This is a genomic window from Chlorobiota bacterium, assembly GCA_016710285.1.
GTDB lineage: Bacteria > Bacteroidota > Ignavibacteria > OLB7 > OLB7 > OLB7.
The window spans coordinates 371005-385077 of the sequence record JADJXR010000001.1; the positions used below are offsets into that span (position 1 = coordinate 371005).

The 14073-nt window shown below is 48.7% G+C and carries 15 protein-coding genes; all 15 read right to left on the bottom strand.

Annotated features, from left to right (window positions below; translation table 11 throughout):
• Positions 1–3: 3 nt before the first annotated feature.
• Complete coding sequence (locus IPM61_01160) at positions 4–1365, bottom strand: RHS repeat-associated core domain-containing protein (protein ID MBK8909915.1); 1362 nt, start codon at positions 1363–1365, stop codon at positions 4–6.
• A gap of 197 nt (positions 1366–1562) precedes the next feature.
• On the bottom strand, positions 1563–2102 hold the full coding sequence (locus IPM61_01165; GenBank protein ID MBK8909916.1) for a hypothetical protein: 540 nt from the start codon (positions 2100–2102) through the stop codon (positions 1563–1565).
• 23 nt (positions 2103–2125) lie between these two features.
• Positions 2126–2980, bottom strand: a complete 855-nt coding sequence (locus IPM61_01170) for an RHS repeat-associated core domain-containing protein (protein ID MBK8909917.1) — start codon at positions 2978–2980, stop codon at positions 2126–2128.
• Positions 2981–3244: 264 nt separating this feature from the next.
• A complete protein-coding gene (locus IPM61_01175) occupies positions 3245–3586 on the bottom strand; it encodes a hypothetical protein (GenBank protein MBK8909918.1) in 342 nt (113 codons plus the stop codon).
• 54 nt (positions 3587–3640) lie between these two features.
• Positions 3641–3988, bottom strand: coding sequence for a hypothetical protein (locus tag IPM61_01180; GenBank protein ID MBK8909919.1), 348 nt, complete (start codon positions 3986–3988; stop codon positions 3641–3643).
• Positions 3989–4004: 16 nt separating this feature from the next.
• Positions 4005–5060 (bottom strand): hypothetical protein, encoded by a 1056-nt coding sequence (locus IPM61_01185; protein ID MBK8909920.1) that lies wholly within the window; start codon positions 5058–5060, stop codon positions 4005–4007.
• Positions 5061–5144: 84 nt separating this feature from the next.
• Positions 5145–5828 carry a hypothetical protein gene (locus IPM61_01190; protein ID MBK8909921.1) on the bottom strand — a complete coding sequence of 228 codons (684 nt, stop codon included), beginning with the start codon at positions 5826–5828 and terminating at the stop codon, positions 5145–5147.
• A gap of 50 nt (positions 5829–5878) precedes the next feature.
• Entirely contained in the window at positions 5879–6937 is a 1059-nt protein-coding gene (locus IPM61_01195; GenBank protein MBK8909922.1) for a hypothetical protein, read from the bottom strand.
• Positions 6938–7376: 439 nt separating this feature from the next.
• Positions 7377–8189, bottom strand: a complete 813-nt coding sequence (locus tag IPM61_01200; GenBank protein ID MBK8909923.1) for a hypothetical protein — start codon at positions 8187–8189, stop codon at positions 7377–7379.
• Between the two features lie 74 nt (positions 8190–8263).
• Positions 8264–8632 (bottom strand): hypothetical protein, encoded by a 369-nt coding sequence (locus IPM61_01205; protein MBK8909924.1) that lies wholly within the window; start codon positions 8630–8632, stop codon positions 8264–8266.
• Between the two features lie 221 nt (positions 8633–8853).
• The gene (gene tuf, locus IPM61_01210) at positions 8854–10059 is read right to left on the bottom strand and encodes an elongation factor Tu (protein ID MBK8909925.1); all 1206 of its coding nucleotides are present in this window, start codon (positions 10057–10059) and stop codon (positions 8854–8856) included.
• Between the two features lie 102 nt (positions 10060–10161).
• Positions 10162–12276, bottom strand: a complete 2115-nt coding sequence (gene fusA, locus IPM61_01215) for an elongation factor G (protein MBK8909926.1) — start codon at positions 12274–12276, stop codon at positions 10162–10164.
• Between the two features lie 173 nt (positions 12277–12449).
• Positions 12450–12917, bottom strand: a complete 468-nt coding sequence (rpsG, locus tag IPM61_01220) for a 30S ribosomal protein S7 (GenBank protein ID MBK8909927.1) — start codon at positions 12915–12917, stop codon at positions 12450–12452.
• Between the two features lie 33 nt (positions 12918–12950).
• The gene (locus IPM61_01225) at positions 12951–13325 is read right to left on the bottom strand and encodes a 30S ribosomal protein S12 (GenBank protein MBK8909928.1); all 375 of its coding nucleotides are present in this window, start codon (positions 13323–13325) and stop codon (positions 12951–12953) included.
• Positions 13326–13486: 161 nt separating this feature from the next.
• A complete protein-coding gene (locus IPM61_01230) occupies positions 13487–14071 on the bottom strand; it encodes a hypothetical protein (GenBank protein ID MBK8909929.1) in 585 nt (194 codons plus the stop codon).
• Positions 14072–14073 lie beyond the last annotated feature (2 nt).

Sequence of the window (14073 nt, forward strand, 5' to 3'; positions counted from 1 at the left end):
TTGTTATTTATGGATTATGACACCTATCCCATGCTCCTGAAGAGCATTCAGCAACCTTAATGTCGGACCGACTTGCCCAGTTACTGGGCTTGGATAAAAATGCCACGTTACCCCTTGAATATCTCCAAGATTACTTTTCAATATCTCAGCATCTTTCTTGACTTGGCTCTGGATCCTTGAGGAATATGGTGTCCTTCCTGTCTTGATTTCATTGGCTTGATCCTTTTTGACATTATCTACTACCCTCGCTCCTTGATTTGTCTTTATGCTTACTCCATTTTTTCCTCCATTTTGCTGTTGAAATTTGGCTTCTTGCGCCTTCCCATTAGCATTGTTCGCTCTAATAGTATTTCCCGAAGATTGGCTTATTCCCCCTCGCGCTCCTACACTGCTTGAGACTTGACCTACTCGTATCCAATTTCCACTACTTGCTACCCCCCCACCTCCGCCGCTTGGACGAACACTCAAACCACTCCCAATCCTTGGCATCCTCACAATCATACCACCTGAACCTTGGGCACCGCCAAATGCCGATAATTGCTCCGGTAGTCCATCTCCTACTGTTAGCGCCATCCCCTTGACACTTGCTACACCACGCCGCTGCATCCCATCCGGGTCCACATAATTCAACGGCGCATTCCCCGCGTACACGTACGGGCTGATCTCTGCTTCTTTCTCAAATAATGGGTCTATACTTAAAAATCTCCCCTCTTCGTACTTCCTCACTCCTAAACTAAACAATCCATTCTCACGGTCCTTCTCGTTCTCGTTGAACCCTCGACGCGCTACCGTTCCACCGCCAAGAACCTCCCCCCACGGGTCGTAATCATAATACTTCGTTGAAACGCCGGGGGTGAGGCTGGCGCGTAGGCTGGCTAAGTGGTCGCTGATTCGGTATTCTTTGCTTCCGTCTGGCTTGGTGATGATCGGCGTGAGGTCCTCATGAACCCCGTTCCAGCCGATGCCGTTGGTGATGTACTCCGTTGGATACAGAAACACATTCCGCCGCCAAGCGGTGTCGCAGAAGGGGCTGGTCATCTGTTGGCCGTGCCAGACGGCTAATTGCTCCTTGCTCCCGCCAAGCAGATACTGCACCCACGGGTATGGCTGGCCTACGATGCTGTCTGCCAATGGGCCGTGGTACAACCGCTTTTGCTCTCGCTCCCCCTGCGCATTGTACCGGTATCGCCAATCCCAGTGGTTGTTCTCCCACGGGTTCCCGTTCTGGTACTTCCAGTTCAGTTCACGGTAGCTGTAGCCAAAGTGATCCTCACCCGCCAAACCCCAGAATGGAGGAGTTACCTGGCTGAACCTTGTTCGATCCGTGATGGAACCGTTGAGGTTGTACCCGTAGTCCGTCCGCATCGTTACTCCCCCTTGTTGCTGCAGGCTCTGCTCCAACCGGTTCGGACCACTTGTTGGTGCGCCGTACTGGTACGTTCGCACATCCTGGCCATCTATCCGAGCACTCAGTGTTCGGTTCCCCACCTTGTCGTACTCGTACAACACCGTGTCGCCCAAACCCAAGCGGCTCCATTTCTGCAGCCGGTCCAATCACTATCTCAGTCTCTATTCACCGGAATCTTTCTTTTGTGATTATCGGGTAAAACTTGAATAATTTTATCAATTAACCCTTCTTTCCAATAGTATGGAGTTGAATTCCATACTATTCCATACGGAACCTTTAATAGCAAGTACCTACCCCCTGTGCCGAAACTAACTGTGTCCGCATAAGGATGGTGGTGATAAAATAACTGAATACTTAATCTAGTATCTATTCTCAATAATTGAGAATGATTTTCTGCATTTATTGAATATCGTTCTAATTTCAGGATAGCACTTTCAATGCTATCTATTATTACACGAGAAATCACTGTGGTATCAAAAAAATCTTCTTCGCTTTTCCGAAATTTAGTTTTCCAAAATCGCTCTGGGGTTATCTGAGAGCGAGTTCGGACATTCCAATATAAACTTCGGATTTTTATTGAATCTATTTTATTGCCTTTCACTTCTTGCATTTGATAAATAAGACCATTATCAATGCTTATTAGTGGCCCATTAAGCATTAGCAATGCTACAAGAAGATTTATGAGTTTTATCATCTGAATAACCTCGTAGATAGTAGCTAGTCGTTTAGAGTTTCAAGAGGAACCGTTGTAACAACTGGCATATCAGGGTTGCGCTGATCCGATCCATCAGTTTCTTCAATTTGACCACCATGATCTGGAGCCAAAGGCTCTCCCAATTTTACTGCAGCAGGGTTTTCATATTTTTCATATACTTGCTGCTCCTCTTTATTTTCAAACTTATTATCTGATTTTTCTAATAATTCCTTCATTTGTTCTGGCGTTTTCTCTAATTCCAATGCACGATGTCCCCCTTCATGAATAAGCCCTAATGCGGGAGTTTGAGTGTATCCGTTAGATAATCTTAAACCATATTCGGCAGACCAATAAATAGTTTTCTTATCAGCCTCATAACGCGTTTCTGAAAACGTTGGTCTGATATAAGTCACATCTTTAGATTTATGAAGCCTTGCTAATACTCCGCTTGCTTTACCACTATTAAGATACTTAATAGCTTTTTTAAATTCTTTATACCATTTTCTAAACGCTGGGGATGGATTTTTCACATCATCTTTATGAAGCCATAGTTTCATTCCGTCAGGGTCACTAATCATTAACGGATTATTTGCACCATATTGATATGGTGTTAGCAATTTATACTTTTCCCATAATGGGTCAATACTCAAGAATCTTCCTGCCTCATCATCAAACAATCTTACGCCATGATTCCGCAGATCGCTCTCCCTATCCTTCTCTTTCCCTATAAATCCCTTCCGGCTCTCCGTTCCGCCGGCTAATAGTCCTCCAAATGGTGCGTAATCGCTGTATGTGAATCCGTTGATTCCCAATACTGCTCGGCTGGAGCCTAAGTGGTCGAAGAAACGGTATTCCTTCGCTCCATCAGGACGTGTCACCACGTTGTTGTGCTTCCCTACTCCATAGCTTAGATACTCCGTTGGATACAAAAACACATTCCGCCGCCAAGCGGTGTCGCAGAAGGGGCTGGTCATCTGTTGGCCGTGCCAGACGGCTAATTGCTCCTTGCTCCCGCCAAGCAGATACTGCACCCAGGGGTACGGCTGGCCTACGATGCTGTCTGCCAATGGGCCGTGGTAGAGGCACTTTTGCTGGCACGCCACATGGTGCAGATGTATTGATCTCCGATTACTAACCCACCGTCAAATGAACCGGTAGTCTTTTATGACTCCATCCCACTCCTCTCCATAGGTAATAAATTCAATGAACTTGATCTTCCCATCTGATACATCCACTTCATAACCTATACCATATTTTAATCCTTGAATCTCAATATTCTCATTCGTACTTATACAACCATCAGAGATTTCGAGGCATGGAATAGAGACTTGCGGATCTTTTACATAGCAAAAATTCACATACATACCTACTCCTGTAATCTCTCTATTCAGCACTCTTAGGAAAGGCATATGCTCCTGTATTGCTGGATACTTCACTGACAATTTGCTCAATATCGCTTTCTCAAGTTCATTTAATTCTTCCATCTTAGGATTCTTTTCTCAAACATCTTTTACGGTGTCATCTATCAGCCGATCACTTCAATGGAATCCTCCCATATCTTGTATGGTATTAAATGAAGAATCTTTTGAAAATATTGTTTGGATTGTGCCAATTCTTGAAAAAATTGATTCTTCACAACCAGCATCTAAAATTTTTGATATTACGCTTCTAATTGTTTGTAATTCTAAATCCTCGATAATGATCATATTCACTGCCCAAAAATAATTATCACCATCCTGAATCATTATTTTTTGAACATTTAACAGCGTAAATAATGTTGCGAAGAACACGCTCTCATCTTCGATAACAATATTTATATCTAGATTATCATCCAGCACGTTCAGCACCTGATAACCTGTAGGGAAAACGATCTTGAAAGATTTCATGTTAAATACCCTATTGTTATTTATATATTTCTATCAGGCGATTTATGACCTGCTGTTGGTTTGTCTTATTTGAATAGCCTAAAATCTCCACCCCTCCTTGGGTGTTTCTAAAATAGACCCTTGCTCCACCTTTAGATCTAGCTTCGAAAATATTTTTTCCGATACTTTTAGTACCTATACCAGGATTCATATTTCCTTTTGTTAGCTGATTGATCAGACCATTTGCTTCGTTACTCAAAGACTTATTACCAGAGAATGTTTGTTCAGCAAATTTTGCAAGTTTTGCGTCTTGCTTTACAATAGAAATAACTTTTTTTGAAATATTATCGATCCCTTTCTTGATAGCTGCCGCTGCTAAACCTCCACCAATGAAACTTCCTCCACCTCCTCCCGGCGACGCACTGCCTCCCTTACCCGATGACCCACTACCACCACTACCACCCTCATCTCCATCAAAGATCTGAGATGCCACATACACTCCTATGGCTCCTCCCACAGGCATCCCACGCAATGCCGGATACTTCTCCTTTACTGCGACATCAGCTCCTAACAATACTACCACCCCTACTCCTGCTGCTACTGGCCATGTCTCAGGATTCGTGGCTATTACTGTCCCCGCAGCTACAGCAGCCTGCATCCCCTTCGGATCCGTCTTCCTCAGCGGATCATTATCCCCATACACATACGGCGATTGCCACAAAAACTTCTCCCACAATGGGTCTATTGCTGTAAATCTACCCAATCCCTCCTCTAATTTCCTCACTCCGTTGTTGTACAGGCTGCTTTCCTTGTCCTCCTCTCGGTCGTTATACATCCGCCGCGTTCCCGTCCCGCTTAGAAGGCCGCCCCACGGGTCGTAATCATAATACTTTGTTGAAACGCCGGGGGTGAGGCTCGCTCGCAGGCTGGCTAGGTGGTCGCTGATTCGGTATTCTTTGCTCCCGTCTGGCTTGGTGATGATCGGTGTGAGGTCCTCATGCACCCCGTTCCAACCGATGCCGTTGGTGAGATACTCCGTTGGATACAGAAACACATTCCGCCGCCAAGCGGTGTCGCAGAAGGGGCTGGTCATCTGTTGGCCGTGCCAGACGGCTAATTGCTCCTTGCTCCCGCTTCCATCAAATAATACACTGATGGGGATACCAATTTCATTAACTCATCGTTCACCTTCACGCATTACACTTGAAGAATATCGTACATAGGCAGCCTCTTTATCACCATTCCATTTTATTCGCACTTGATGACGTACGACTTCTCTTGTGTACTCATTATAGGTGTATAAAACAACACTGTATGCGATTCCATCATATGTTGCTTTTGGCAGTTGAGCATAACCATGCCCACCTGCTTCTTGTATTATTGAATCAGTTTCTATAATGGATCGTGTGTTAAATGGACTATGCTGAACAATTAAGACATATTGGCGCGCAATCTCTATGGCTGCTCTTGTATCTCTAATTGGTTTCCAACGATCATACATATACTGCACAAAATGATTCGTGTCAAAACCATTAAGACAATACAATCCTCCTTGACGATTGAATGCTAATAGATATGAATCCTCGTACATCGGAATATTATAAATAGTTTTATAGACAATTATATTAGAGTCTTGAATGATATTTTGATATTTCTTAATAAGAATCAGATTAGTGTCTATATTAATTAACAATTCATACTCTCTTGATGTTACGTTTAAGCTATTACCCATTTTCCACGGATATGAGGTCAGCAACCTGTTTAAATTTCTTTGAATCTGCCTAGCAACAGTAACATTCCGAGCAAACAGTTTTAATTGATTTTCGCTGAATACTGTTTGTGCACATAACTGATTATTCATACATAAAAGTATGGCACAGCTAAAGCATACAACATAAAGAATGATGCTTCTCATTTGATATTTCTTGTTTGTGGAGTCCACCATTGATATATATTTGTTTTATTCTCCATTAATACTTGCGAATCTCTATATTTTAAATAATAATGAAATATCGTTTTTTCGTACCCATTAGCTGACTTTTCTGATGCTCGTTTCTCATATGGAACTCCATTATTACCTTCTTTTAAGCGATTTTGATATATCTTCTTTCCATTTTCTGAGAACAAATCCTTTCCGTGTTTAAACTCATGCCCTAACAAAGTAACCTTATCAACATGAGATTTTTTGTCCCATTCCTCTTTATTAATAATTAATTGTAGGCCTATAATATTCCCATCAGCATCAGTTGTTGTACGAACTATAGCTGCCATAATTCTTCCTTCCATCTTCGTATCTCCAAACCCAATCGTCATAACTCGCGAATCTGTCATTACAGCATTAGCTGTTTGTTCATTACTATACTCGCCTTCCATTCCCATCCGTTCTTCCACTCGTGCTAAATCTTCTGCTGCTGGATTCACAACTTCTTCAACCTCACCACTTACATACACTACAGTATCTCCAGATGGATCTAACAAACCAATTGGATTATTTAATCCGTAATTATACGGGCTTGAACTTCTATATAATTCCCAGAACCTATCCACACTCAAAAACCTTCCACCTTCATCATCATACTGCCTCACCCCTAAGTTCCGCAGATCGCTCTCTCCATCCTTCTCTTTCCCTATAAACCCCTTCCGGCTCTCCGTTCCGCCGGCCAATAACCCTCCAAATGGTGCGTAATCGCTGTATGTGAATCCGTTGCTTCCCAATACTGCTCGGCTGGAGCCTAAGTGGTCGAAGAAACGGTATTCTTTCGCTCCATCAGGGCGCGTCACCACGTTGCTGTGCTTCCCTACTCCATAGCTTAGATACTCCGTTGGATACAGAAACACATTCCGCCGCCAAGCGGTGTCGCAGAAGGGGCTGGTCATCTGTTGGCCGTGCCAGACGGCTAATTGCTCCTTGCTTCCACCAAGCAGATACTGCACCCAGGGGTACGGCTGGCCGATGATGCTATCTGCCAATGGGCCGTGGTACAACCGCTTTTGCTCTCGTTCCCCCTGCGCGTTGTACCGGTATCGCCAATCCCAGTGGTTGTTCTCCCACGGGTTCCCGTTTAGGTACTTCCAGTTTAGCTCACGGTAGCTGTAGCCGAAGTGATCCTCACCCGCCAAACCCCAGAATGGAGGAGCTACCTGGCTGTACCTTATTCGATCCGTGATGGAACCGTTGAGGTTGTACCCGTAGTCCGTCCGCATCGTTACTCCCCCTTGTTGCTGCAGGCTCTGCTCCAACCGGTTCGGACCACTTGTTGGTGCGCCGTACTGGTACGTTCGCACATCCTGGCCATCTATCCGAGCACTCAGTGTTCGGTTCCCCACCTTGTCGTACTCGTACAACACCGTGTCGCCCAAACCCAAGCGGTTCTTTGGGCTAGTAGCGCATTACTTGCAACGAGTATGGCTATTGACAAAAATAGATGAAGCCGAGAGTGCTATCATTTTGAGGAAGTATCTCAAAATCAAACCAGCATATATCTGAATTTGGGGTAATCATCCCTTGATTATTGCAAACGGTTCCCCAGTAGTAATACAGGTGCATAACGTTATAGTAGCTCGTATCCTTTGTCGTTCGAGAATCAAAAAATACGATCCTGTTTGGAGTACCAAATATTTTTAGAATCCCTTCCTTATCATATATATCATTTCTATATTTATTGATTAAATAATTGAATACTTCTGGATTTCTTAATTGCTGACAACCATTAGAATCTTGCTTCCAAAGCAACAATGTATCATCCATCATATTTTTTTCATTATCATTTCTACTCTGGATAGCTCGACCTATTTCCAATTGCTGATATTGATACTCAGGTAGCTCCCTTGCGATCTGCCAGAGCAAAACGCTATCCTCTTCATACAATCCAGCGTTGTATTGCATCACTCTGTTGTTGCTGAATGAGAGTGTATCCACAATTCCATTGCTAAACAACAGGCAGGAAATCCGGCAGTCAAAATAGGCTGTATTTGCCTTTATTGGGACAAAGGCTTGGATACCTGTTTGAAGTTCACTTGCCAAATCTTGTGATATGGAATCTATAACCACAGCACGTGGATTGCTCACAACCGCAGTTGGTGTTTGTGCCACTAAAAACTCGGAATTCCAACCCACGCTGTATATTCTAACAGAATCAATCTTTCTCTTCACAACAGCATTTGAGCAAGAACTCATAGCTGCGAATACTGCAATTAGCAATCTGATTGTTATTGTTTTCATTTTTTCTTCTGGGAAACATCTTTTCCCTCGGGATTAGTTTGCTAATTCAACAGCGGGTTCAAGTTCGTTGAAATTCAATCAGCATTCCCCTCATCTTCATAGCACAACAGTATTGTGGGATTATCAAATAGCTCTACCGGGTCAAATACGACAACCCAGTACTTTTTATTCTTAACGTCAACAACATGGTATAATATCAGCGAGTCCTCTTCAGGGGCATATTCTTCAAGGCTGTTAAAATAGCTCAGTAGATTTTCGGCATTCGCTTCTTTTGAGAGCTTCCACACTCCCATTCTTCTTGTTTGAACTTCTTGTATGGATTGTACCTCCTTGCCCCCATCACGGAAGTATCTCTCAACTGCTTTTATAGGATCAGGAGAAACAACTATTCCATGTTTTGGAGTCTCTCCAAAAAGGTTTTCCAACATCTTGCGTATGCTCATTCTGCCACCATGTCGGATGTCTGGGCCTGCTAACTCTGGTTCACAGCTACCTTCAACGATTCCCCCGTGCAACAACGGTGGGCTGTAGCACTTCGACTTGGGATCGTTAGGCATCGCATCAAATCTACTACATCAGATCTACCAATGCCCCACAAAAAAACCCGCCCGACTCAAAAAAATTTGAGTCGGGCGGGTTTGGTGTTTCCCTTTCTGGACGGGTCTTAGTCCAGAATCTTCGTCACGACGCCTGCACCCACGGTGCGGCCACCTTCGCGGATGGCGAAGCGGAGACCTTCTTCCATGGCGATGTTCGTGATCAGCTCAACGGTGATGTTGTCCAGGTTGTCGCCAGGCATCACCATCTCGGTTCCGGCTGGAAGCGTGATGATACCGGTAACGTCCGTTGTGCGGAAGTAGAACTGTGGACGGTAGCCGTTGAAGAACGGCGTGTGGCGGCCACCTTCTTCTTTGGAGAGGACGTACACCTGGGCAAGGAACTTCATGTGTGGAGTGATCGAGCCTGGCTTCACGATAACCATGCCGCGCTCCAGCTCTTCCTTCCCAACACCGCGCAACAGCAGACCGACGTTGTCGCCGGCTTGGCCCTGATCCAGCAGCTTGCGGAACATTTCCACGCCCGTCACCACCGATTTCTTCTTTGCGCCGAAGCCAACGATCTCCACTTCCTCGTTGACGTTGATGATTCCGCGCTCGATACGGCCGGTGCCCACGGTTCCGCGTCCGGTGATCGAGAACACGTCCTCGACCGGCATCAAGAATGGCTTATCGGTGTCGCGGGTTGGGGTTGGGATGTAGCTGTCAACAGCGTCCATCAAGTCCCAAATGCACTGATAGCGTGCGTCGTCGGTTGGGGCGCTGGCGGTGCCGGCTTCCAACGCTTGCAATGCCGAACCACGGATGATGGGAATATCATCGCCCGGGAATTCGTACTTGGAGAGAAGCTCGCGAATCTCAAGCTCAACAAGCTCCAACAACTCTGGGTCGGCAATGTCAACTTTGTTCAAGAAGACCACGATGCGTGGCACACCGACCTGGCGGCAGAGCAGGATGTGCTCGCGGGTTTGCGGCATTGGACCGTCGGTGGCGGCCACCACAAGGATGGCACCGTCCATCTGGGCGGCACCGGTGATCATGTTCTTCACGTAGTCGGCGTGGCCCGGGCAGTCAACGTGGGCGTAGTGACGGTTGTCCGTCTGGTACTCCACGTGAGCGGTGGCGATGGTGATACCACGCTCGCGCTCTTCCGGTGCGTTGTCAATTGAGTCGAACGTGCGGACTTCACCGCCGTGACGAAGTGCCAATGCCATGGTGATGGCGGCGGTCAGCGTTGTTTTTCCGTGGTCAACGTGACCGATGGTGCCCACGTTGACGTGGGGTTTGCTGCGGTCAAATTTCTCTTTTGCCATTCCTGATGTCTCCTCTACGAGAAGTGTGTGTTAAGTATTTGTTGATTGAACCCGTGTGTCTGTTGCTCTTTGCCGTCGGCCTCTATCAAAAAAGGCTTTGGGTTAGGCTGCAATCGCAGCTTTTCCGCTTTTCTCCACCACTTCTTCCTGCACCGATTTTGGTGCCGGCTCGTAGTGGTCGAAGGTCATCGAAGGGATTGCACGGCCTTGCGTGATGGAGCGCAACGTCGTGACGTAGCCGAACATCTCCGCAAGCGGAACCATTGCGCGAATCACCTGAGCGTCGTGGCGCTGGACCATTCCTTCGATGCGGCCACGGCGGCTGGAAAGGTCGCCCATCACATCCCCCATGTACTCTTCCGGCGTGACGACCTCGACGGCCATGATCGGCTCCAACAACACTGGCTTGGCTTTGCGGCAGGCTTCTTTGAAGGCCATGGATGCGGCAATCTTGAAGGCCATTTCCGACGAGTCAACGTCGTGGTAGGAACCGAAATGGAGTTTGGCTTTGATGTCCACCACCGGGAATCCGGCAAGCACGCCGTTGCGGAGTGCCTCGGTGATCCCCTGCTCCACCGGCTTGATGTACTCTTTTGGAATCACACCGCCAACAATGGCGTTGGTGAACTCGAAGCCTTTGCCTGGCTCGTTCGGACCGAACTCGATCACCACGTGTCCATACTGGCCTTTCCCACCCGACTGGCGAACGAACTTCGTGTCCTGGTCCACCGTCTCGCGGATCGTTTCGCGGTAGGCCACCTGCGGCTTACCAACGTTCGCCTCCACACGGAACTCGCGGCGGATACGGTCCACGATAATGTCCAAGTGAAGCTCACCAACGCCGGAGATGATCGTCTGCCCGGTCTCCTCGTCCGTTTTTACGCGGAAGGTTGGATCTTCTTCGCTGAGTTTGGCCAGGGCCTCGCCCAACTTGTCTTGATCGGCTTTCGTTTTTGGTTCGATTGCCTGGTCAATCACTGGGTCGGGGAACTCCATTTTCTCCAACACGATTGGATCCGCTTCATCGCTGAGCGTGTCGCCGGTTTTTGTGGCTTTCAAACCAACAACAGCGATGATGTCGCCGGTGTAGGCTTCGTCAATATCCTCGCGGTGATTGGCGTGCATCCGCAACAGACGGCCAACGCGTTCTTTTTTCCCGGTGATGGTGTTCAGGACGTAGGACCCTGCCGACAATGTGCCGGAATACAAGCGGACGAAGGTCAGCTTCCCAACGAATTTATCGGTGATGATCTTGAACGCCAATCCAGCGAACTTCTCGGTATCGGACGGCTGGCGTTCGATATGATCGTCGGAATCCATGTGGTGGCCCGGCGTGGTTCCCACATCCATCGGCGATGGAAGGAACTCCAACACCGCATCCAGCAACTGCTGAACGCCTTTGTTTTTGAAGCTGGAGCCAAGCATCACCGGGATGATCTTCACCTGCAAGCAGGCTTCGCGGAGCACCTTGCGGATTTCTTCTGGGGAGATTTCTTCCCCTTCCAGATATTTCATCAGCAGGGTGTCGTCAACCTCGGCAACCGCTTCCAGCATTTTGGTGCGGTACTCTTTGGCTTGCTCCTCGATGTCGTGCGGGATGTCAATGATGTCCCACTTTGCGCCCTGGCTGGAGTCATCGAAGATGTAGGCTTTCCACTCAATCAGGTCAACGATACCCTTGAACATATCGCCCTGGCCCACCGGCAATTGCAGCGGGACAGCGTTTGCGCCCAGGCGGTCGTGAATCATGCCAACAACCTTCAGGAAGTCGGCACCGACGCGGTCCATTTTGTTCACAAAGGCGATGCGCGGGACATTGTACTTATCGGCCTGGCGCCACACCGTTTCGGATTGCGGCTCCACGCCACCAACCGAGCAGAACAGGGCAACAGCACCGTCCAACACGCGAAGCGAGCGTTCTACCTCGACGGTAAAATCAACGTGGCCCGGCGTGTCAATGATGTTGATGCGGTGCTCTGGGAAATGGGATTTGGACCCTTTCCAGAAGCAGGTTGTTGCTGCCGATGTGATCGTGATACCGCGCTCCTGCTCCTGCTCCATGTAGTCCATGGTTGCGGCTCCGTCGTGAACCTCACCGATACGGTGAAGCACGCCGGTGTAATACAGGATGCGCTCGGTTGTGGTTGTCTTGCCGGCATCAATGTGCGCCATGATGCCGATGTTGCGGACTCTATCAAGTGGATACAGGCGTGGCATAATCGAGAATTAGCTTCGGTTATCTATGAATATCAAGGCCTACACAGCAGGTTGACGTGTTTTGCGGCCGGGATTGCGACGGAGCAGATGCGTGCCAAAAAGAGCGATGCCCTTCTTCGCCGATCATTTCTATCGCTTGGTTCTATCAACTGGCCCGGCCACCGGTTTCCGCTTTACCAGCGGAAGTGAGCAAAGGCACGGTTTGCGTCGGCCATGCGGTGAACATCTTCGCGCTTCTTGACGGCAGAACCTTCGCCGTTGGAAGCGGCAATGATCTCGCCGGCCAGTTTGTCGCGCATGGTTTTTTCGCGGCGGTCGTCGGCGTACTTAATCAACCAGCGGATGCCCAGGGCAACGCGGCGTTCCGGGCGGACTTCCATCGGAACTTGGTAGGTGGACCCACCAACGCGGCGCGAGCGGACCTCGACGGCTGGGGAGACGTTCGCCAACGCTTTGCGGAAGACCTCTAGCGGGTCCTGCTGGGTGCGTTCGGCAACAAGGTCAAGCGCGCCATACAGGATGTCGCGGGCGGTGCTTTTCTTCCCATCCAGCAGCAGGTTATTGATAAACCGCTCGATGGTAACGTCGTTGAAGCGTGGGTCTGGAGATATCCACCGCTTTTCTGCGCGTTTCTTTCTCATGGATTCTATTCAGTAAAGAGAGATGTTCGTTGATTACTTCTTTGGACGCTTTGCGCCGTACTTGGAACGCCCCTGTTGGCGCTTGGCAACCCCTTGGGTATCCAGCGTGCCGCGGACGATGTGGTAACGGACACCTGGAAGGTCCTTCACGCGGCCACCACGGATCAGCACGATTGAGTGCTCCTGAAGGTTGTGGCCTTCCCCGGGGATGTAGGCGATTACTTCCTGTTGGTTGCTTAAACGCACCTTTGCCACTTTACGAAGTGCCGAATTCGGCTTCTTCGGGGTGGTGGTGTACACGCGGGTGCAAACCCCACGACGCTGCGGGCAACGGTCCAATGCCGGGGAAGCACTCTTGTACAACTCCTCCTGACGACCCTTGCGAACTAACTGATTGATTGTCGGCACAGCTTGACTGTTGTGTTGTTGGACTTCGGTTTTTACAAAGAAGAGCGCAAAGATAGCACCGACCCGTTTACGTGGGCAAGATGCCTTACCGCATGAAACAGCTCATTCTTAGTTATGACAACTCATTGTTACGAGCGGGCATTCCATCCGGCCTGCGTTTATCACCGCGCCGTATCCCCTGGGGCGGGGGATGAAGGCGGGGGAACGGGGCTGGGCTTCCCTTTGCCCGCATCCACCCGCTGCGCAACGGCTTGCGGGTTCGGGGGGGCCGCAACTTTGTAGGCTCCGTTCTCCCAGCGCATCATCAAGATTTCCGCCGGGCGATCCTTGTGGCGCACCACCAGGGAGTACAACGTATCCACCTGCAAAACCTCAAAATCCCCTTGGAATTTGCCGGTGAAGTCTTCGCCGTACAGCTGCATGTACTTGGCGAACGCCTCCTTCCCTTTCAGCCCTTGCAACACCTCCACTTCCTGGCGGCGGGCTGAGTCAAGGGACATATTCATGGTTTGGCCAGCCAGCATCATATCTAGCTGGTGCTGCTGGTCGCTATCAAAAAGGTCGTAAATCTTGGCCCCGTCGCCGGTGCGCATGGTCTCCACCATTTGGGTGTATCCCTGCTGAACGCTTGGCTTGCTATCGTCCGGGGAATTCTGGCCACAAGCGGCCATAATCGTGGCCATGGCGGTGGCCATTATCGCCAAGAAGCCAACCCACCGGTTGCGTGCGGAAGGCAGTTGTTTCATGT